Origin of the sequence: Chromobacterium vaccinii (assembly GCF_001855275.1) — a bacterium.
In the GTDB taxonomy this organism is placed as follows: domain Bacteria; phylum Pseudomonadota; class Gammaproteobacteria; order Burkholderiales; family Chromobacteriaceae; genus Chromobacterium; species Chromobacterium vaccinii.
In genome coordinates, this window is sequence record NZ_CP017707.1 from 1,575,521 (window position 1) to 1,596,575 (window position 21,055).

Annotated in this window: 20 protein-coding genes; 10 read left to right on the plus strand and 10 right to left on the minus strand. The window is 63.2% G+C overall.

The features are described from left to right. Positions 1-5: 5 nt before the first annotated feature. The 4 genes from rsxB to BKX93_RS07210 all read left to right on the plus strand — a co-directional run bounded on the left by rsxB (position 6) and on the right by BKX93_RS07210 (position 3,774). Positions 6-782 (plus strand): electron transport complex subunit RsxB, encoded by a 777-nt coding sequence (gene rsxB, locus BKX93_RS07195; protein ID WP_046155731.1) that lies wholly within the window; start codon positions 6-8, stop codon positions 780-782. Beyond that, complete coding sequence (gene nth, locus BKX93_RS07200) at positions 779-1,411, plus strand: endonuclease III (protein ID WP_046166285.1); 633 nt, start codon at positions 779-781, stop codon at positions 1,409-1,411. Before rsxB ends, nth begins: the two co-directional genes overlap by 4 nt. Before the next feature lie 128 nt (positions 1,412-1,539). Continuing rightward, positions 1,540-3,006, plus strand: coding sequence for a DegQ family serine endoprotease (locus BKX93_RS07205; RefSeq protein ID WP_046155729.1), 1,467 nt, complete (start codon positions 1,540-1,542; stop codon positions 3,004-3,006). A 108-nt stretch (positions 3,007-3,114) separates the two neighbouring features. Further along, entirely contained in the window at positions 3,115-3,774 is a 660-nt protein-coding gene (locus BKX93_RS07210; RefSeq protein WP_070979351.1) for a dihydrofolate reductase family protein, read from the plus strand. Between the two features lie 55 nt (positions 3,775-3,829). Here the strand turns inward: BKX93_RS07210 and bcaP are convergent, their stop codons facing one another. From bcaP to treP, 5 genes are all read right to left on the minus strand, one after another. Next, entirely contained in the window at positions 3,830-5,227 is a 1,398-nt protein-coding gene (gene bcaP / locus BKX93_RS07215) for a branched-chain amino acid transporter BcaP (protein ID WP_070979353.1), read from the minus strand. Positions 5,228-5,500: 273 nt separating this feature from the next. Further along, on the minus strand, positions 5,501-5,947 hold the full coding sequence (locus BKX93_RS07220) for a hypothetical protein (protein WP_070979355.1): 447 nt from the start codon (positions 5,945-5,947) through the stop codon (positions 5,501-5,503). A 112-nt stretch (positions 5,948-6,059) separates the two neighbouring features. Next, positions 6,060-7,328, minus strand: a complete 1,269-nt coding sequence (locus BKX93_RS07225; RefSeq protein WP_083340473.1) for a carbohydrate porin — start codon at positions 7,326-7,328, stop codon at positions 6,060-6,062. Positions 7,329-7,433: 105 nt separating this feature from the next. Beyond that, positions 7,434-9,083, minus strand: coding sequence for an alpha,alpha-phosphotrehalase (gene treC / locus BKX93_RS07230; RefSeq protein WP_070979357.1), 1,650 nt, complete (start codon positions 9,081-9,083; stop codon positions 7,434-7,436). Further along, positions 9,076-10,530 (minus strand): PTS system trehalose-specific EIIBC component, encoded by a 1,455-nt coding sequence (gene treP, locus BKX93_RS07235; protein ID WP_070981730.1) that lies wholly within the window; start codon positions 10,528-10,530, stop codon positions 9,076-9,078. The genes treC and treP overlap by 8 nt, the downstream gene beginning before the upstream one ends. Before the next feature lie 931 nt (positions 10,531-11,461). Between treP and BKX93_RS24615 the strand changes: the two genes are divergently transcribed. After that, complete coding sequence (locus tag BKX93_RS24615; protein WP_145929287.1) at positions 11,462-12,541, plus strand: hypothetical protein; 1,080 nt, start codon at positions 11,462-11,464, stop codon at positions 12,539-12,541. Between the two features lie 309 nt (positions 12,542-12,850). On the opposite strand, the gene treR is transcribed toward BKX93_RS24615, so the two are convergent. Then, positions 12,851-13,555: a trehalose operon repressor gene (treR, locus tag BKX93_RS07245; RefSeq protein WP_070979361.1), complete on the minus strand. Its 705-nt coding sequence runs from the start codon at positions 13,553-13,555 to the stop codon at positions 12,851-12,853. Positions 13,556-13,636: 81 nt separating this feature from the next. Then, a complete protein-coding gene (locus BKX93_RS07250; RefSeq protein ID WP_070979363.1) occupies positions 13,637-14,533 on the minus strand; it encodes a LysR family transcriptional regulator in 897 nt (298 codons plus the stop codon). A gap of 125 nt (positions 14,534-14,658) precedes the next feature. Here BKX93_RS07250 and aceB point away from each other — a divergent pair, with 125 nt between their 5' ends. The 3 genes from aceB to BKX93_RS07265 all read left to right on the plus strand — a co-directional run bounded on the left by aceB (position 14,659) and on the right by BKX93_RS07265 (position 17,808). Beyond that, entirely contained in the window at positions 14,659-16,254 is a 1,596-nt protein-coding gene (aceB, locus tag BKX93_RS07255) for a malate synthase A (RefSeq protein WP_070979365.1), read from the plus strand. Between the two features lie 145 nt (positions 16,255-16,399). Then, positions 16,400-17,095, plus strand: coding sequence for an SIMPL domain-containing protein (locus BKX93_RS07260; protein ID WP_046155722.1), 696 nt, complete (start codon positions 16,400-16,402; stop codon positions 17,093-17,095). A 101-nt stretch (positions 17,096-17,196) separates the two neighbouring features. After that, positions 17,197-17,808 carry a glutathione S-transferase gene (locus tag BKX93_RS07265; protein ID WP_046155721.1) on the plus strand — a complete coding sequence of 204 codons (612 nt, stop codon included), beginning with the start codon at positions 17,197-17,199 and terminating at the stop codon, positions 17,806-17,808. Positions 17,809-17,872: 64 nt separating this feature from the next. Here the strand turns inward: BKX93_RS07265 and BKX93_RS07270 are convergent, their stop codons facing one another. Next, positions 17,873-18,550 (minus strand): DUF1345 domain-containing protein, encoded by a 678-nt coding sequence (locus tag BKX93_RS07270; RefSeq protein WP_070979367.1) that lies wholly within the window; start codon positions 18,548-18,550, stop codon positions 17,873-17,875. A gap of 159 nt (positions 18,551-18,709) precedes the next feature. On the opposite strand from BKX93_RS07270, the gene BKX93_RS07275 reads away from it, so the two are divergent. Both BKX93_RS07275 and BKX93_RS07280 read left to right on the plus strand, forming a co-directional pair. Continuing rightward, on the plus strand, positions 18,710-19,477 hold the full coding sequence (locus tag BKX93_RS07275) for a 2OG-Fe dioxygenase family protein (RefSeq protein WP_082113596.1): 768 nt from the start codon (positions 18,710-18,712) through the stop codon (positions 19,475-19,477). A 142-nt stretch (positions 19,478-19,619) separates the two neighbouring features. Continuing rightward, positions 19,620-20,354 carry a substrate-binding periplasmic protein gene (locus tag BKX93_RS07280; protein WP_244887252.1) on the plus strand — a complete coding sequence of 245 codons (735 nt, stop codon included), beginning with the start codon at positions 19,620-19,622 and terminating at the stop codon, positions 20,352-20,354. A gap of 62 nt (positions 20,355-20,416) precedes the next feature. Here BKX93_RS07280 and BKX93_RS07285 read toward each other — a convergent pair whose 3' ends face one another. Both BKX93_RS07285 and BKX93_RS07290 read right to left on the minus strand, forming a co-directional pair. Then, the gene (locus BKX93_RS07285; RefSeq protein WP_046155717.1) at positions 20,417-20,698 is read right to left on the minus strand and encodes a hypothetical protein; all 282 of its coding nucleotides are present in this window, start codon (positions 20,696-20,698) and stop codon (positions 20,417-20,419) included. A gap of 124 nt (positions 20,699-20,822) precedes the next feature. Next, positions 20,823-21,038, minus strand: coding sequence for an HP1242/YdcH family protein (locus BKX93_RS07290; RefSeq protein WP_021476553.1), 216 nt, complete (start codon positions 21,036-21,038; stop codon positions 20,823-20,825). Positions 21,039-21,055: the final 17 nt, after the last annotated feature.

Consider the following 21,055-nt stretch of genomic DNA (forward strand, 5'->3'; position numbering starts at 1 on the left):
GAAGCATGCCCGTGATCAGCCTCGTCGAACGGATCGACGCCCTGCTGCCCCAGACCCAGTGCGGACAATGCAGCCACGCCGGCTGCCGCCCGTACGCGGAAGCGTTGGCGGAAGGCCGCGACCCGATCAACCGCTGCCCGCCCGGCGGCGAGGACGGCATCCGGGCGCTGGCGGAATTGCTGGGCAAGCCGGCCATCCCCTTCGATCCCGCCGGCCCGCAGCCCAAGCCGCGCGCGCTGGCCGTGATCCGCGAAGACAGCTGCATAGGCTGTACGCTGTGCATCCAGGCCTGTCCGGTGGACGCCATCGTCGGCGCGGCCAAACAGATGCACACCGTGATCGCCGACGAATGCACCGGCTGCGAACTGTGCCTGGCGCCCTGTCCGGTCGATTGCATCGACCTCGTCCCGGTGGCCGACCCCGCCGACGGCGAACGCGAGCGGGTGATGGCGCGCGCCGCCCAGGCGCGCAAGCGCTACGACGCCCGCCAGGCGCGCAAGGAACGCGACGCCGCCGACAAGGCCAAACGCCTGGCCGAGCGCGCCGCCGTGGCGGCGCAGCCTCAGTCAACCACGCCCTCCGCCCCAAGCGCCGAGCCTTCCCCGACGGTAAGCGCCGCCGACAAGAACGAGCTGATCCGCAAGGCGATGGAGCGCGCCAAACAGCAGGCGCCGGCAGCCGCCACCGCGTCCTCCGACAAGATGGCGGTGATACGCGCCGCGATGGAGCGCGCCGCCGCCATGAAGGCCGCCCAGCAAGAAGCAGACAAGGACCAAGAGTGAACGCCGCCACACGCCAAGAAATCTTCCGCCGCCTGCGCGACGACAACCCGCGTCCGACCACCGAACTGGAATATACGACGCCGTTCGAGCTGCTGATCTCGGTGCTGCTGTCGGCCCAGGCGACCGACGTGGGCGTCAACAAGGCGACGCGCCGGCTGTACCCGGTGGCCAACACCCCAACCGCGATGCTGGCGCTGGGCGAGGAAAGCCTGACCGAATACATCAAGACCATAGGCCTGTACAAGACCAAGGCCAAGAACGTGATCGCCACCTGCAGGCTGCTGCTGGAAAAACACGGCGGCGAGGTGCCGCAGACGCGCGAGGCGCTGGAAGCCCTGCCCGGGGTCGGCCGCAAGACCGCCAACGTGGTGCTCAACACCGCCTTCGGCCAGCCCACCATCGCGGTGGACACGCATATCTTCCGCGTCGCCAACCGCACCCGCATCGCGCCGGGCAAGGACGTGCGCGAAGTGGAGGACAAGCTGGTCAAGTTCGTGCCGGCTGAATTCAAGCTGGACGCGCACCACTGGCTGATCCTGCTCGGCCGCTACGTGTGCAAGGCCAGAAAACCCGAATGCCAACGCTGCGTGATCGCGGACCTCTGCGAATATCCGGCAAAACCGTTATGATAAAAATAGAGTCGAAATTCGATATCGATGACAGAAGACGGATTGTATATTCCACTGTTCGCCCCCATTTACCCTTTCGAATCAGCCAGCTAACAAGAGGATTGCCAGTGACAACGAGTCTTCGCATCATGGCCGGCGCCCTGCTCGCGGCGTCGTTACTGTCCGGCTGCGACAGAATCGAGCAGCTTGTCAAAGGCAGCAACCAGCCCGCCCCCGTCGCCATTCCCGCCCAGCAGGATGGCCGCGTAGCCATGCTGTTGCCCGACTTCACCCAGCTGGTCAGCCGCGACGGCCCGGCCGTGGTCAATATCCAGGCTACCCGCGAAAGCGGCGGAGCCGCGCCGCAACAAAGCGGCAACATGCCCTTCCCGGTGCCGGAAGACGACCCGCTGTACGACTTCTTCCGCCGCTTCATGCCCAACCAGCCGCCGCAGCAGGAGCAAGGACCGGAGGAAAGCGTATCCTACGGCTCCGGCTTCATCATCAGCAGCGACGGCTTCATCCTGACCAACGCCCACGTGGTGGCCGACGGCGGCCAGATTCGCGTCACGCTGACCGACAAGCGCGAACTGCGCGCCAAGCTGATGGGCCTGGACAAGCGTAGCGACGTGGCACTGCTGAAGGTGGCCGCAGCCGACCTGCCGGTGGCCAAGATAGGCAATCCGGCCGATCTGAAGGTAGGCGAATGGGTGGCCGCCATCGGCGCGCCGTTCGGCTTCGACAACACCGTCACCGCCGGCATCGTCTCCGCCAAGGGCCGCAGCCTGCCGGACGAGACGCTGGTGCCCTTCATCCAGACCGACGTGGCGATCAATCCTGGCAATTCCGGCGGCCCGCTGTTCAACCTGCGCGGCGAAGTGGTCGGCATCAACTCGCAGATCTACAGCCGCTCCGGCGGCTTCATGGGCATTTCCTTCGCCATTCCGATCGACCTGGCGATGCAGGTGGCCGACCAACTGAAGACCAAGGGCAAGGTCAGCCGCGGCCAGTTGGGCGTCAACATCCAGGAAGTGACCCAGGAACTGGCGCAGTCGTTCGGCCTGCAGCGCCCGTCCGGCGCGCTGGTGGTGCGCGTCGATCCCAAGGGTCCTGCCGCCAAGGCCGGCCTGCAAGCCGGCGACATCATCCTGAAGCTCAACAACCAGTCCATCGACAGCTCCAAGGACCTGCCGATGCTGGTGGGCTCGCTGGGCCCCGGCACCAAGATCAAGCTGGTGGTGTGGCGCAAGGGCTTCGAGAAGACGATGGAAGCCACGCTGGTGGAACAGGCGCCGGAGCCGGGCAACACCACGAAGCCGGCCAGCGACAACTCCCCGCAGGGCTACCAGTTCGGCAAACTGGGTCTGACGCTGAGCGAGCTGACGACCGACCAGCGCGCCGATCTCGGCATCCGCGGCGGCCTGCTGATCCAGAAATCGCAAGGCCCGGCCGCGCGCTCCGGCCTGATGCCGGGCGACATCATACTGGGGCTGAACCAGAACGACATCACCAGCATCAACGCGTTTGAAAAAGCGCTGGCCGGCGCCGGCGGCCACGCCGCGCTGCTGGTGCGCCGCGGCGAAGCGGTGCTCTACATCGCGCTGCGCACCGACTGAGCCCGTCCGCTCCGAATAAGCAACGCCGCCCAATGGGCGGCGTTTTTTCATCCCGTTTCCGCGTCTATAAATCGGACATGACTCGATTTCCCACCAATGGAGAACGCAATGGGCAAGCTGCGCGTAGCCTGCTTTTCCCTGTCCATAGACGGTTTCGGCGCGGGACCGGCGCAGAGCCTTGAGCACCCGCTGGGCATTGGCGGCATGGCCTTGCACCAATGGGCGTTCGCCACCGCCGCCTTCCAGCGCCTGCACAGCGGCGGCATCGGCGGCGAAGCCGGGGTGGACAACGGTTTCATCGAGCGCGGCTTCGACAATGTCGGCACCTGGATATTGGGACGCAATATGTTCGGCCCGCTGCGCGGCCCCTGGCCCGATCTGGAATGGAAGGGATGGTGGGGCGAGGAACCGCCCTACCGCGTCCCGGTGTTCGTGCTGAGCCATCACCCCCGCCCCACTCTCGTCATGAAGGGTGGAACGACTTTCCACTTCGTATCCGACGGCATCCTCTCCGCCCTGGATCGGGCCCGCGAAGCGGCCGGCGGCCGGGACGTGAGGCTGGGCGGCGGCGTCGATACGGTGCGGCAATACCTGCGCGCCGGCCTGATCGACGAGCTCCACCTCGCCATCGCGCCCACGCTGCTGGGAAGCGGCGAAGCCTTGTTCTCCGGGCTGAATCTTCCCGCGCTCGGCTACCAGTGCGAGGAGCTAGTGCCGGGCGAGCGGGCCTCCCACCTGCTGCTGCGCCGGCTCTGCGCGCCAGCCTGAGGCGGAAACAAAAAACGGAGCCCATGGGCTCCGCTTTGTCCGAACACGGCCCAGATCAGGCCGGATTGTGCAGCAGCGAATTGCGCCGCGAGTAGCCGAAGTACACCACCAGGCCGATGATCAGCCAGGCGGCGAAGCAGGTCCAGGTCAGCAGCGACAGCTGGGTCATCAGGAAACCGCAGCACAGGATGGCCAGCGCCGGGATGGTGGGCACCGCCGGGCAGACGAACTTGCGCGGCAGGTCCGGCTCGCGCTTGCGCAGCACGATCACCGACAGCGCGATCAACGCGAATGCCGCCAGCGTGCCGATGTTCACCAGCTCGGCCAGCGTGTGCAGCGGCACGAAACCGGCCAGCAGCGCGATGATGGTGCCGATCAGCCAGGTGGCCTTGTACGGCGTGCCGTATTTCGGGTTCACCTCGGAGAAGATCTTGGGCAGCAGGCCGTCGCGGCTCATCGCGAACAGGATGCGGGTCTGGCCGTAGGTCATCACCAGGATCACCGTCATCATGCCCAGGATGGCGCCCAGATCGACGAAGCCGGCGAACCAGTCCAGCTTGGCCACCTGCAGCGCCAGCGACACCGGGTGGTCTACTCCGGCGAACTGCATGTAGGGCACGATGCCGGTCATGATGGCGGCCACCACCACGTACAGGATGGAGCACACTGCCAGCGACCAGATCACGCCGCGCGGAATGTCCTTGGCCGGGTTCTTCACTTCTTCAGCCGCGCAGGTGACCGCATCGAAGCCGATGAAGCTGAAGAACACGATGGCCGCGCCGTGGAACACGCCGGAGAAGCCGAACGGCAGCGCCGGTTCCCAGTTGGCAGGCTTCACGTGCCACACGCCGATGGCGATGAACAGCACCACCACCGCCACCTTGATCAGCACCACGATGTTGTTGACGCGCTTGGATTCCTTGATGCCGAAGGCCAGCAGCGCGGTGATGATCATCGCAATGCAGAAGGCCGGCAGGTTGAACAAGGTTTCCTTGCCCGGCACCGAGCCGGCGGCGGCGGTGAGCGCCTGCGGCAGCGTGATGCCGAAGCCGGACAACAGGCTCTGGAAGTAGCCGGACCAGCCAACCGACACCGCCGACGAGGCCAGCAGGTATTCCAGCAGCAGGTCCCAGCCTATGATCCAGGCGATCAGCTCGCCCAGGGTGGCGTAAGCGTAGGTGTAAGTGGAGCCGGAAATCGGCAGCATGGAGGCGAATTCGGCATAGCACATCGCCGCGAAGCCGCAGGCGAAGGCGCTGATGACGAAGGAAAGCACCAGGCCGGGGCCGGCGATGGTGGCGCCGGTGCCGGTGAGCACGAAAATCCCGGTGCCGATGATGGCGCCGATGCCCAGCATGGTAAGGTCGAACGCGGAGAGCTCTTTTCTCAATCCGCGCGAAGTCTGAGCGGCGGCCAACATGCCCTGCACGCTCTTCTTGCGCATCAAACTCATTGTCTACTATCCCGTATCTTGCCCGCACCGGCCCGCGCCGCCGTACATGGCGGCGGCGCTGAAACGACAAGACGCCCGCTGTCCAGGCGGGCGCCTCATACTCGGATTCGGCTGTTTGTGATCTGATTTGTCCCTCTGCGGCTGCCCTGTCTTGTCTGCCATATGCAGGCCATGCGCGCCGAGGCCATCGATACTACCGCAGGAGGCTGCGGTCACAATACGGGAAAACACCAATATCACACAAGCAAATAATCAATAGTCATAACAAACCAGTCACGGCAGCGGCATCCTGTCCACCAGCCGTCTCGCGGCCCGCTCCAGCTTGGCGCGGCGGTTGTCTCCATCGCCAAGCCGCTCCCGGCCGCTCCACAGTACCGCGCCATCTTCGCCCTTCACTGTCAGGCTCAGCTCGGCCCACTGCTCCAGCCGGTACGGCGGTTGCCGCCAGTAGCCGTCGTAACGCCAGTCCATAGGCTGCTCCACCCACTGCTGCCGCTGCTCCTCGGCGAAACACAGCCGCCAGCCCGGCGGCGGCCCCTCCTCCAGGCCCCGCAGCGCCAGCCTGGCGGACAGCCAGCCATGCCAATCGGCGCCGTCGCCGTCGGGCAGGCACTCCAGCCTGACGCGGGGCGTCGATGCCGCGGAGTCGCCGATATCCGCCCAGGCCAAGCCGGAAACCAACAGCAAGGCGGCCAAACCGCCCGTCAGCAAACCGCTCATCGCCCTCTCCCGATATGTCGTCATGCCAGACAGACTATCCCCAAACGACAAAGTGCCGCGACTCTCGCCGCGGCACCGTAAACAATCGTTTGCAAAACCGCTCAAGCCGCGTTTACCACCACGCCTCCAGCTGCACGCCGAAGGTATTGGCGTGGGTGCGGCCATTGGCGGCGAAGGTGGTCAGGTTGGCCTGCGCCGCCGCGTTGTTCCAGTTGTAATGGCTGGCGTACACCCGCAGCTCCGGCCGGGTCCAGAAGTCGGTATTGGGCGAGAACGCCACCGCCAGCGTGGCCTTGTTCAGCTGCTGCGCCGGCTGATCATCGGCATTGCGCCGGGTCAGGCCGATCTCGGTCAGCAGCTTGATGTTGGCCGCCACGCCGTAGGACAAACGGCCGCCGAGGGTGGCATCGCGGTATTTGGCGGCGTTGTCCGGCGCCGTCGTCTGCCAGCCGAGCACCGCCTGGCCGCCGAAGCGTCCGCGCTGCCAGTCCACCACTTCGGCGATGCGATTCTGCCGCGCGCCGGCCTGCGCCGCGCCGTTATTGTCGAGGTTATAAAACTGCCCGGACAGCGAGGCATGGCCGGTGGACGTTTGCAGGAACAGCGAATGGTTGACTCCCTGGGCCAGGAAATCCTTTTGATTGTGCAACAGCCCCAGCGCCGCGCCCGGCTTGCCGATGGCGAAGTCGCCGCCTATCGCCGCGCCGGTCAGCGTCAGCTTGCCGCCGGGATTGGTTTCGATGCCGGTCAGCTGGAAGTTGGCGCGGCGCGCGTTGTTGGGCGTGGCGTTGTCGTTGGCGTAGCTGCCGGACGAGGACACGGACAGGTTGAGCCTGGCCTTGCCGACGGCGATGCCGTCCACGCCGGCGCCGTAGTTGTCGCCATCTTGCATCAGCCAGTTGTCCAGAATATGGATGTCCTGGACGCGGTGGTAGCGCTGGCCGGCCCACAGCGTCAGATTGGGCGCGAATTCCAGCCCGCTGATATAGCCATAGACCTGCGAGGCGCTGGTCTTGCCGTTGTAGATGGTGGGCATCACGTAAGCGCCCCAACTGACGCCGTTGCCCAATGTCCATTTCTTGCCGACGCCGAACTCGATATAGGTGTCGCCCTCGTTGCCCAGACGGAAATGCTGCAGATCGCCGCCCAGCTGGTATTGGCCTTTGGGCAGATTATCGCCAGCGCTGCCGTAGAAGCCGCTGCGCAGATAGCCGTCGAACTGGAAGCCCATGTCGTCCAGCGCCTTCTTCACCGCGCCGCTCAACTGCTCGGCGCTGATCTGCGGCGCCGGCGCGGCGGCGGGCGCATCGTCCGCCCAGGCTGGCAGCACATTCCCCAATGGCAACAGCACGCACAGCCAGCTTATCGTTTTCGTCCTCACTCTTGTCTCCTTGTACTTATCGATGGTCGCGCGCCAGGCGCGGGCAAAGCTCCGCCCTGCCGGCCTGGCGGCCGGCATGAAAGCGGTATTCGGGTGCGGGGGCGGTTAGGAAACGCTTGGCGGCGCGGCCCGATACAGCAGCGAATGCCAGGGCCTCAGCTGGCCGTCGGCATGCGGCGGGTGGTTGGACAGCAGCAGCTCCAGCGCCCAGCCCTCCGGCACGGCGTCCGGCGGCGGCTGGTAATGGATGTTATCGGCGCCGAAGTGGTTGATGACCAGCAGCATTTCACCGTCGCAGCGGCGGGTGTAGGCCCACAGGCTGGGATGGTCTGGCGTCAGGCAGCGGTAGTCGCCGTCGGCGAATACCCGGTATCGCTTGCGCAGCTGGATCAAGCGGCGGTAGTGATGCAGCGCGGAATGCTTGTCGCCGATGGCGGCGGCGACATTGATCTCGGCCGCGTCCGCCGCCACGGCTATCCACGGCTCGGCCGCGCTGAAGCCGGCGTTGGGGCTGTCGTCCCACTGCATCGGCGTGCGGGCGTTGTCGCGCGAGCGCTGGCGTATCACCGCCATCGCCTCGGCGTCGGCATAGCCCTCCGCCAGCAGCTGTCGATAGGCGTTCAGGCTTTCCACGTCGCGCAGCTGGCCGATATCGGCAAAGCCAGGGTCGGCCATGCCGATCTCCTCGCCCTGATAGATATAGGGCGTGCCCTGCAGACCGTGCAGCGCGGTGGCCAGCATCTTGGCCGATTCGGTCCGATAGCGGCCGTCGTCGCCGAAACGGGACAGCGCGCGCGGCTGGTCGTGGTTGCACCAAAACAGCGCGTTCCAGCCGCCGCCGGCGTGCATGCCGTTTTGCCAGTCGGACAGGATGCGCTTGAGCGCGATGAAGTCCACCGACCCCGGCCGCCACTTTTCGCCATCCGGATAATCCACCTTCAGATGGTGGAAGTTGAAGGTCATGCTCAGCTCGCGCCGGTCCGGCCGACTGTAGGCGATGCAGTGCTCCAGCGAGGTGGACGACATCTCGCCCACCGTCATCAACTCATGGCCGTCGAACACTTCGCGGTGCATCTGCTGCAGGTATTCATGCACGCGTGGGCCATCGGTGTAGAAGTGGCGGCCGTCGCTGTCGTCTTCGGAGAAGGCCGGGTCCTTGGAGATCAGGTTGATCACGTCCAGACGGAAGCCGGCCACGCCCTTGTCGCGCCAGAAACGCATCATCTCGAACACCGCCTGGCGCAGCGCCGGGTTGTCCCAGTTCAGATCGGCCTGGGTCTTGTCGAACAAATGCAGATAATACTGGCCGCTGGCTTCGTCTTTCTCCCAGGCGTTGCCGCCGAATTTGGACTGCCAGTTGTTGGGCGCGTCGCGCCAGATATAGAAGTCGCGGTAGGGGTTGTCCCTGCCCTTGCGCGCCTCCTGGAACCAGGCGTGCTCGGTGGACGTGTGGTTGACCACGATGTCCAGCATCACGCCGATGCCGCGCCGCTTGGCCTCGGCCAGCAGCAGCTCGAAGTCTTCCATGCTGCCGTAGGCCGGATCGATGCTGTAGTAATCGCTGACGTCGTAGCCGTTATCGTGCTGCGGCGAGCGGTAGAACGGCGTCAACCACAGGTAGTCCACGCCCAGCCAGGCCAGGTAGTCCAGCCGATCCGCCACTCCCAGCAGGTCGCCGGTGACTTGGTTGCGGTGGCTGCTGAAGCTCTTGGGGTAGATCTGGTACACCACCGCCTGTTTCATGTCCTTAGGCATGTTGCGTGGCCTCCTCTTGGGCAGCCGCCGTCAACTGGCGGCGCGCCAGCAGCCAAGTCAGGCCGAAGGGCACGATCAGCGCCACCAGCATGCCCGCCAGGAACAGTGGGATGTACTGCGGAATGATGGAGATGAAGGCCGGCAGGCCGCCGACGCCTATCGCCGACGCCTTGACGTGGCCCAGGCTGATCAGCACCGCCGCGCAGGCGGAGCCGGCCAGCGCCGCGTAGAACGGCAGCTTGTAACGCAGATTGACGCCGAACATCGCCGGCTCGGTGATGCCGAAGAAGGCCGATATCGCCGAGGTGGACGCCATGTTCTTGTCGTTGGCGCTCCTGGCCAGCCAGAACATCGCCAGCGCGGCGCTGCCCTGCGCGATGTTGGACAAGGCGATCATCGGCCAGATGAAGGTGCCGCCCTGGCTGGCAATCAGCTGCAGGTCTACCGCGATGAACATATGGTGCATGCCGGTCAGCACCAGCGGCGCGTACAGCGCGCCGAACAAGGCCGCGCCCAGCCACGGCGCCAGATTGAACACATAGACCAGCACGTCGGTGACGGCGATGCCGAGGTGGCGGGCCAAGGGGCCAATCACCGCCAGCGCCAAAAAGCCGCTGACCGCGATGGTGACAATCGGCACCACCAGCAGTTGCACCGCGTTGGGCACCCGGGGCCGCAGCCACAGCTCGACGCGGCACATCACCCAAGCCGCCGCCAGGATGGGCAGAATCTGGCCCTGGTAGCCCACTTTTTCGATGTGCAGGCCGAACAGGTCGAAATACGGCACCGCCGCGCCGTCCAGCCCCGCCGCCGCCTTGCCGTAATTCCAGGCATTAAGCAGATCCGGATGCACCAGCAACAGGCCCAGCACGATGCCGAGTATCTCGCTGCCGCCAAAGCGCTTGGCGGCGGACCAGCCCACCAGCGCCGGCAGGAACACGAAGGAGGTGTTGGCCATCATATTGATCAAGCCCCACAAGCCATCCAGCCCTGGATAGGCATCGAGCAGGCTCCTGCCCTCGATGAACATGCCCTTGGCACCCAGCAGGTTATTGGCGCCCATCAGCAGGCCGGCGATGACGATGGCCGGCAATATCGGCATGAACACGTCCGAGAACACCTTGACCAGCTGCTGCAGCCGGTTCTGCTTGGCGTCGCCGCTGGCCTTGACGTCGGCGATGGTGGCGCGAGCCACGCTGCCCTGCTTCACCATCTCGGCGTAGACGCGGTCCACGTCGCCGGCGCCGATCACGATCTGGAACACCCCGGCATTGCTGAAGTGGCCTTTCACCAGCGCCACCTGGCGCAGCGCGTCCCCATTCACCTTGGACTCGTCGTGCAAAGAGATGCGCAGCCGGGTGAGGCAGTGCGCCGCCTGGCGGATATTGCCCGCGCCGCCGATGTTTTCCAGTATCCGCGCGGCGATCGCCTGATAGTCGTGACTCATCATCCCTCCCTGTACCTTGTTGCGGCGGTGGGTTTGCTTCCGGCAACGATGCCGGAAATCCGCCTATTTGTGGTGATTGTCTGCATAACAACTTTGGGCAAGTTAACTCGTACATATAAGTTGGTCAACACTCGTCTGTACGAGTTTGCGAAAAGTCAAACCGACTGCCTCCATTTCGCAACAGCGGCAAAGCGAAGGCCCGGGCGGATCACTCCGCACCGGGCCTGACTCATTCAATCTATTCTACGATTAGCGGTGGATCGCCGCTGCGGGGCATCCATCCTACAAAAACATCTGCCGTATGGCGGAATCTCGACAAGGCCGGGGGTTCCGCCGAGCGGCAGACATCGTGGCAGTATCCGGGGTACTTGGTGCATAGTTTGCAGACCACATCACTCGCCTTCGCGGCTTAAAGATAGGAGGAAACCTAAACAGTCAATTTAATTGCGAGCATAGCAACTGATCAATCTACTCGTCCCCACTGACAAACGAATATTTTCTCGCCAACGCATCCAGAGGCACTCCCCGTCGAGTGGCATATTTCGTCCAAATTTAGGCTCTCCCACAGAAAGCAACTTAGCCTCTATCATATTGATAACAATATTGACGGTATAATTTTTACGCATCAAAATATGAGGGATGATCCGACATTCGGGTGTCTAAATTACAAGTTAACCCAAACTTCGAGTTACAAATAACAATGTCCGAACTAGACCAATTTTAAGATGATGACCTCATCGATGATGAGCCATCGAAGGATGAGACGAGGCTTCGTCGCTCAGAACTACAGAAACGATGCAACGCTGCAAATATTACCTTTGAAGAGATTGAAAGCTTAGAAGACGATGACGTTGCTGCGCGAATTGCGCTCCGGTCGGGCCGCGAACGACGATGGGTTAACTGCTGGGATTACGATGATTTTGACCGTCTATTGAATATTCCCTTTGAGCGCTACACGTTCATCAATGGACTAGACGCTATATGTGCTTACGACAAAGGTGAAATCGAAGCTTTGGTTCGCCCAATTGTCAGTCCTACATCACCCAGAATAGCATATGCCAGATTATTTGGAATTCCACCACAAGATATGAGTAACGCATGGCCCGACCTTGGTATTACTCTTACTTCACCAACAACAGACCCCGTAACTACAGTATCCCTTTCACAGCCTACGAATGAGTTATCTGGATTACTTGGACTTGGTTCGCAATTTGCTCTCTCGCTCAAGATTCAACGAGAAGGCGTGAGTCAGCACGATCAAGCCGAAACAATCCTGAAAAAATTTTCTGATGCACTCTTCTTCCAGATCGACTTGCTAACGGATGTTCCTCTCTCTTTGGCCCGTGATAGAAATAGTTTACGCGTCAGGCCAAGAAAAAAGAAACGCAATACTCAGCTTGAACTCAAGTATCCCAGTACCGAATACGACTCTGCACCGGTTTCTCTATACTGGTATGCCAGAAGTGCCGTTGGTATGCCGTTACTCCAGTTTCTTGCCTACTACCAAGTAATAGAGTTCTACTACCCTACATATTCACAAGCTGAGGCACGGCGTCGACTAAAGGGCATTCTCAAGGATCCCACCTTTCGTGGAGACCGCGATGCCGATATTGGACGGGTACTATCTGCTATCCAAATCACTCGAAGTGGAGCTGTTGGGGACGAGCGGTCTCAGCTCAAGGCAACTCTTTCAGAATGCATCGATCCTGACGCATTAAGAGACTTCCTTATGAGCGATCCTCAGCGAGTGGATTTTCTTTCGTCTAAAGCCAAAGGGCTTACCGATCACAGATTGCCTCTCGCTGCTACCAACGTCGACCTCCGAAATGATGTTGCCGAAAGAATCTACGAGATTCGATGCAAGATCGTTCACACAAAAACAGATGCGCGCACCGGCGATTTCGAGCTCTTGCTCCCATTTTCGAAAAAAGCGGAGCAGCTTCACTTTGATATTGAGCTTGTTCAGTATCTTGCACAGCAAGTTCTTGTGAACGCAAGTACATCAATATGACCCATGAGCTAACCAATCATCCCATCTGACCTGTGAAAAAAGCAGCACAGGCCGATGAATCCAAACACTAGATCAGGCTTCGCCTGCTGCTGCTCGCTTCTCATTCCAAACGTTAGGTAAAGCCATGCGAGTGGTACTTGCAGTTTCGGTAGTGACTATTTCTCAGGCGTCATACATAGCCGAAAACGGTTCACTTGATTGCAAAGCGGATCACAAAGCAAGGCTGCGACTTAGAATGATGATGTGTGATCCCGGCTACTTGGGCTTACGCCACGATGACTCCAATTGCGCAAGCCCTGATGGAAAAGACTACCGCCTCGCAATATCCGTGAAATAAAACTTATCCAGTCGGTGACGCGATTCAGTGTATTCGAATAGCCGGCCGTCGTAGAGGTGGGTCAGGTTTTTGACCACGATCACGTGATCCATGCCGTTCAGGTCCAGGTAGCGGCGGTCGTCGTCGTTGCAGGGCTGGGCCTCGATGATGCGCTGGGCGTAGCTGATGGTCAGCCCCAAATCCTGCTCGATGTAGCGGTAGATGGAGCCGGCGGCGATATCCGCGTTCAAGCCGGGCACCAGGCCGGCGACGAAGTGGTTGATGTCCAGGATCACGTTCTCGCCGTCGATATTCCGCACCCGCTTGATCTTGACCATGCCGGTGCCCTCGGCCAGGCCGGTGGCCTTGGCCAGTGGCGCATCGGCCGGCTGTTCCGCCAGCTCCGCCACTTGCGACACCACCTTGCGCCCCATGCGCTCGTTCATTTCCTGGAAGCTGACGATGCCGCTGAGCTGGAATTCGATATTGCCCGGCTTGAGCACGAACATGCCCTTGCCGTGGATTTTCTGCACGTAGCCGCGCTCCTGCAGCATGTCCACCGCCTTGCGCACGGTGCCGCGGCTGGCGTCGTAGCTGTGCATCAGCTCGGATTCGGATGGGATGCGCTCGCCCTGGGCGTAGCGCCGGTTGTCGATGTCGGCGACGATGTCGGAATAGATCTGATGGTATTTGTTCACGTTGTTTGTCTTCTTGTGCGCGCGGCCCCTGCGCGGCGAGGCCCTACCTTAGCAAGCCGCGGCCGGCGCGGCAAACCGCCGTCAATCCCAATAGCCCGGCGCGGCGTAGGCGGCGCGCAAGTGTTCGATGAACAGCCTCACCCGCGCCGGCAACAAGCGCCTCTGCGGCACCACCGCGTACACCGGGTAATCGGGCGACGCGCAATCGTCCAGCACCGTGAGCAGCCTGCCTGCGGACACGTCGTCCTTCACCTCCCACAAGGAGCGCCAGGCCAGGCCCAAGCCTTGCAGCGCCCAATCGTGCAGCACCGCGCCGTCGTTGCACTCCAGCGCGCCGGACACCTTTAGGTTCACCGGCTTGCCGTCCACCACGAAACTCCAGCCGCGGCTCTGGCTTTCCCCCAGCGACAGGCATTGGTGATGCTGTAGATCCTCCAGCGCCCGCGGCGCGCCGCGGATGGCCAGATAAGCGGGCGATGCCACCACCACGCGATGGTTTTCCGCCAGCCGGATCGCCACCAGGCCGGAATCGGACAGGTCGGAGATGCGGATCGCGCAGTCGACGCGGTCGCGCTGCAGGTCCACCAGCCGGTCGGACAGGTCCAGCGTCACCTTCACCTCAGGATGCAGGCGCTGGAAGGCGGCGACATGCGGCGCCACGTGGCGGCGGCCGAAGCCGGCCGGCGCGGACAAGCGCAGATGGCCGCGCGCCCTGCCGCTGCCGGACGCCACCGCCGCCTCGGCCTCTGTCAGATCGGCCAGTATCCGCTGGCAGTCCTCGTAAAACGCTTCGCCTTCCTGCGTCGGCGTGACGCTGCGGGTGGTGCGCGCCAACAGGCGCACGCCCAGCCGTTCCTCCAGCGCGTCCAGGCGCCGGCCCACCATGGCCGGCACCACGCCCAGCTGCCGCGCCGCGGCCGACAGGCTGCCCAGCCCCACCACCGCGACAAAGGTCTCCAGCTGCTTCAGCTCGCTCATTAGCTACCTAAAAGTAAAAAATGTTATGTTTTTCATGCCATTTCTTTTTACTTGGATGGCGAATAGACTGTCAAACATTGCATTGCAGCATCATCATGTCATTTCCCCCATCAAGGAGCGCGCGCATGGCAGTCAATCTCCCGCAGGGCGTGGAAGTTCTCGCCGACATCACTCCGGCCTACGCCGAAATCCTCACTCCCGAGGCGCTGGCCTTCGTCGCCAAGCTGCACCGCCGCTTCGAGCCGACCCGGCGCGAGCGCATCGCCGCCCGCGCCGCGCGCCAGGCCGAGCTGGACGCCGGCAAGCTGCCGGACTTCCTGCCGGAAACCGCCGCCGTGCGCGCAAGCAACTGGAAAATCGCGCCGCTGCCGCAGGACCTGCTGGACCGCCGCGTGGAAATCACCGGCCCGGTGGAGCGCAAGATGATGATCAACGCGCTGAATTCCGGCGCCAAGAGCTTCATGGCCGACTTCGAGGACTCCAACTGCCCGAGCTGGGACAACCAGATCGCCGGCCAGATCAATGTCCGCGACGCCTACCGCAAGACCATTTCCTTCCAGAGCCCGGAAGGCAAGCAATACCAGCTGAACGACGCCGTCGCCACCCTGCTGCTGCGCCCGCGCGGCTGGCACCTGATGGAAAAGCACGTCAAGGTGGACGGCGAGATCGTGTCCGGCAGCCTGTTCGACTTCGGCCTGTCGTTCTTCCACAACATCCATTACCTGCGCGAAAACGGCAGCGCCACCTATTACTACCTGCCCAAGATGGAAAGCCATCTGGAAGCGCGCCTGTGGAACGATGTCTTCGCGTTCGCCCAGAGCGAGCTGAACGTCCCGCAGGGCACGATCAAGGCCACGGTGCTGATCGAGACCATCCTCGCCGCCTTCGAGATGGACGAAATCCTCTACGAGCTGCGCGAGCACTCCGCCGGCCTCAACGCCGGCCGCTGGGACTACATCTTCAGCTGCATCAAGAAGTTCAAGCAGAACCGCGACTTCTGCCTGGCCAACCGCGCGCTGATCACGATGACCGTGCCCTTCATGCGCGCCTACGCGCTGCTGCTGCTGAAAACCTGCCACCACCGCGACGCGCCGGCCATCGGCGGCATGGCGGCGCTGATTCCGATCAAGAACGACGCGGCCGCCAACGAGAAGGCGCTGGCCGGCGTCAAGGCCGACAAGGACCGCGACGCCACCGACGGCTACGACGGCGGCTGGGTGGCCCACCCGGGCCTGGTGCCGATCGCCGACGCGGCGTTCACCGCGGCGCTGGGCGACGCGCCGAACCAGATCGCCAAGCAGCGCCCGGACGTGCAGGTTTCCGCCGCCGACCTGCTGAACTTCCAGCCGGAAGCGCCGATCACCGAAGCGGGTCTCGCCATGAACATCAACGTCGGCATCCAATACCTGGGTTCCTGGATTTCCGGCAACGGCTGCGTGCCCATCCACAACCTGATGGAAGACGCCGCCACCGCCGAGATTTCGCGTTCGCAGATCTGGCAATGGATACGCTCGCCCAAGGGCGTGCTGGACGACGGCCGCAAGGTGACGGTTGAGCTGTTCCGCGAGCTGCAGGCCCGCGAAGTGGCCAAGCTGCAAGCCGAATACGGCGCGCGCTGGACCCGGCAATACGAAGACGCGGCCAAAATGTTCGACCTGTTGACCACCTCGGACGATTTCGTCGAGTTCCTGACGCTGCCGGGCTACGAGTACATCGCCTGATCGGCTATCCGGCTATCCGAACGGCCCCTTCCGGGGCCTTTTGGCATTTTTGCCCACGGCGGCGGCATCCGCAGGCACGGAACCTGCGCTTGCCAAGCCGATCGAAGCGGAGTCTACTTCCCTCACATTCAGCCAAGGAGCCGAAATGAGAAAAAACCGAATCAAGCCCATGCTGCTGTGCTTCATGCTGGCCGGCGCGGCGCCGCTGGCCTCCGCCGCCGACGGCGTTCAGCTCAATCTGTCGGCCAGCGCCCAGCGCGATGTCGCCAACGACCAGATCAGCGCCACCCTGTATGTGCAACAAAGCAACAACCAGGCCGCGGTGCTGGCCGATAGGCTGAACAAGGCCACCGCCAACGGCATGGCCATCGGCCGCGGCTACAAGGACGTGCAGCTGTCCAGCGGCAGCTACAGCACCTGGCCCAGCTACGACAAGAACGGCAAGATCACCGGCTGGCAAGGCCGTTCCGAAATCCAGCTGAAGAGCAAGGACTTCGCCCAGGCCGCTGAGCTGATCTCCAAGCTGCAGCAGACCATGCTGCTGGAAGGCGTGCAGTTCGGCGTCTCCGACGAGGCCCGCCGCAAGGCCGAGCAAAGCATGATTCCCGAGGCCATCTCCAATCTGAAGAATCAGGCGGAAGTGGCCGCGCGCGCGCTGGGCAAGAACACGGTAAACATCCAGCAGCTGGACATCGGCCAGCAGAACCACGGCTTCCGGCCGCCTGTCATGATGATGAAGGCGGCGATGGCGGGGGCCGAGTCCAACGTCAGCCAGCCCGACCTGCAGCCGGGCCAGACCCAGCTGCAACTGCAAGTCAGCGGCAAGGTTGAACTCAAGTAAGGCTTTCAGCCCCCGCCCGCTTGCGCTAAAGTAAGCACTGCGCTCGCCGGCCCCGTCTCGGGGCCGGCGTCATCTTCCGATCCCTCGCCATCGCTCCTAACATGAAACTGATCGCCTCTTTGACCAGCCCCTATGCCCGCAAGGTGCGCATCGTGCTGGCTGAAAAGAAAATCGACTGCCCGCTGGAGGAGGACGTGCCCTGGAACGCGGATACCCGCGTCACCGAGTACAACCCGCTGGGCAAGGTGCCGGTGCTTGAGCTGGACGACGGCTCCACCTTGTACGACTCCCGCGTGATCGTCGAATACCTGGAAAACAGCTCGCCGGTATCGCGCCTGCTGCCGCAGGACAACCGCCAGCTGATCGGCGCCCGCCGCTGGGAAGCGCTGGCCGATGGCATCATCGACGCGATGGTAGCCATCGTGCTGGAGCGCCGCCGTCCGCCAGAGAAGCAGATGGAGGAAGTGGTGGAGCGCCAGCGCGGCAAGATATTGCGCGGCCTGGCCACGCTGTCGGAGGACCTGGGCGAAAAGCCATGGTGCACCAGCCACGGCTACAGCCTGGCCGACATCGCCGTCGGCTGCTGCCTGGGCTACCTGGACTTCCGCGCGCCGGAAATCGACTGGCGCGCAGCTCACCCCAATCTGGACGCGCTGCTGCAACGGCTGCATGCCCGCCAGTCCTTCCAGGACACCGAGCCGCCGGTCGCCTGAGCCTCGCCTTCGGATAAAAAAACGCCACCGCGAGCGGTGGCGTTTCGCATTGTCGGCCAGCCGCTCAGATCAAGCCGGCTGCGATGTTGATCATCAAGGCCAGCACGGTGGCGTTGAAGAAAAAGGCCAGCACGCAGTGCACGGTGCCGGTGCGGCGCTGGCTGCCGTCGGTGAAGCTGACGTCGGCGGTCTGGCCCGAGGTGCCGATGATGAAGGCGAAATACAGGAAGTCCTGATAATCCGGCTGCCGGGTGCCGGGAAACTCCAACCCTCCCGGCAGGCCATGCGCCTCCCTGGCGTAGAAACCGCGCGCGTAGTGCAGCGCGAACATCACATGGGTGAACGCCCACGACGACAGCAGCGTCAGCACCGCCAGCGCGATATGGGCGGCGCGCGGCCAGCCATGCATGTCCTTCACCACGGCCAGTTCCATCACGATGGCCGACAGGCTGGCCGCCGCCGCCAGGCATACCAGCAGCAACACCAGCCACTGCCCCTCGTCCTCCACCCTGGCCCAGTGCCGTATCGGCTTGCGCCCGGTCCCGAACATCATCCAGCCGACCAGCGCCAAGTACAGCCAGGCGCCGGCGTTCCAGCCGATGATGTAGCGCGTGACGTCGTGCATCGCCACGACATGCGGCAAGGCCACGATCGCCAGCAGGCCGAACAGCGCCGACCAGGCCAGCCTGGGCCGCGCCAGCACCATGCGCGCCAGAATGAAACGGCGAAGCAAGCTCGTCATCAATGAATACCCTCCCGTGTCGAATGCGCGCAACACGCGCCCCCCAAACTATCTGGCGGGCATTGCCGCAGATTAAATTCATATTGCATAAAATATTTCTCTTTTCGATTCAGTTACAGCAGAATTCAGACTACAAACACAAGAACCATTGGAGAGACCATGAGCTCGGCACTCGCCGCCCACCACCCTCAAACCCCGCCCCACCCCGAACCGCAGTTGGAGCAGATCTGCCAGCGCTTGGCGCTGCAGGACTTCTGCCTGCTGCCGGCGGAGCAAAGCCGTCCCCTACTGCAACGCTTTCCGGGCGCATTGGCTGACTGGGCAGCCTTTCAGGACAGTTGGAACCATCTGCAGCAGGACAAGTTCATGGCGGATGGCGGGCGCTACCGCAAACGGCTGCACGCGACGCTCAGCGCCGAGCCGTCCGCGCGCGCCGCGCGCGCCGAAGCCCACCGCCCGCATTACCAGAGCAAGCTGTACAACCCGCTCAATGGCGGCGTGCCGCGCCATTTCGAGCCGATACGCAACGAGATCCTGCACGGCGCCACCATGCAGGCCGCTCTGAGCCTGGGCTGCGCCGTCTTCGGCCAATTGTCGCCGTATACGCCGTGGCATATCGAAGCGCACCAATTCCGCATCGAAACGCGTAACCGCCAGCCCGGCTGGCCGACGCCGGAAGGCGTCCACCGCGACGGCGTGCACTTCCTGATGATGATGATGGTCAAGCGCCACAATCTGGTGAACGGCGCCACCGAGCTGTTCAACCTGGAAAAACAGCCGCTTACCTCGTTCACGCTGACCGATCCGCTGGACATCGCGCTGGTCAACGACGAGCGCGTGCTGCACGGCGTCACCCCGGTCAGCCAGCTGGATCCATCCCGCGACGGCAGCCGCGACGTGCTGCTGATCAGCTTCCGCCGCCGCTGACCTTCTCAGGCCATCCAGTCCCGCCGGAGGCCAGGCGCGCCGGCGCGGCATCGGGACATTTTCCGGCCACACCAAATGGTAATCTTCTTGGCCTATGCTGATGTAAACAATGGCGACGACAAGCCGGATGGAGTGGACCGTGATGAGAAGCATGCTGGCGCTGATGGCGGCCTGCTGGTTCGGCTGCGCGCCGGCCGCGGAGCTCCATGCCTATACCGAAGACGTTCCGCCGCTGAACTACCTGGACAACGGCAGCGTGAAGGGTTACTCCACCGAGGTGCTGCAACTGGTGGCGCGCGAGGCTGGGCTGAATCTGACGATCGAGGTGCTGCCCTGGCTGCGCGCCTACGCCAAGGCCAGGGATACCCCGGGCGGCCTGCTCTATACCGTGGTGCGCACGCCGGAGCGCGAGGCCCAGTTCCAATGGGTGGGTCCCATCGGCTCGCGCCGCATCTACATGTACCGCCTCGACAAACGCGCCGATATCCGCGTCGATGCCGCCAGCGACCTGGTGCGCTACCGCAACGGCGTGCTGGCGGGCTCGGCCTCCGCCAACCAGTTGCACGCGCTGGGACTGCAAAGCGGCCAGAACCTGGACCTGGGCCAGAGCGACGCCGTCAATCTGAAAAAACTGCTGCTGAAGCGGGTGGACCTGGTGGCCATGCTGGACTGGGCGATGGCCTGGCAGATGCGCCAGCAGCGGCTGCCGGAAAAGAACGTTTCCCCCGTCTGGCTGCTGGACGGCAAGCTGCAGTACTGGTTCGCCCTGAATCCGCAGACGCCGCCGGAACAGACCGCCCGGCTGCAGGCCGCGCTGGAGCGGGTGCGCGCCGACGGGCGGCTGCAAGCCATCCGCCGCCGTTATCGCGACGACTGACGCCGCGCGCGAAAACGCCCCGGCGGCATCCGCTCGGGGCGTTGGCGAAAAACCGGCGGCGCTTACTCGGCGCCGAGCGCCTTCAGCAAGGCGTCGGCCGAATCAGCTCCCGCCATCGCCTCCCGCAGGCGGTTGAACGCCTCGGCGGCTTTTTCCGGATGTTTGGCGAACGGCACCAGGCCGTCATGGCTCCAGCCGGCGGCGGCCAGCGCCTGCTTGCGGAAATTCATGCCATCGTTCCCGCCTCCTCCCATCGCGACCAGCGCCTGCTCGATCAGCGTATGCGGCAGCGGCGTGCGGCTGAGGGTAACGAAATGCTTGCTTTGGATCTCGTCGAAATGCATGGAAACCTTCCCCGGGGCATAGAGTTGTTTTATTAGTATTAGTCTCAACTCTGCCGATTTGCAGGCCGGAAATCGCAAAGCCGGCGCAAACGGCCGGCTTTCGAACCTCCGCCTCGCCTGCGAATCAGGAGGCGCGAGCCTTCAGCAACGTGTAAAGCTCATCCTTCAGCTTCAGTTTTTCCTTCTTCAGCGTTTCGATCTCTTCATGCGTCGCGGACAGGATGCGCTCTTCCATGTTCTTGATCTGCTGGTCCAGCTGATTATGCTTGTCGAACAGGCGGGCGAAATGCGTGTCCTCGGTTTTCAATCGGGTGATCAGTTCGCGGTATTCGGGAAACATCGGCCATCTCCTTCGCG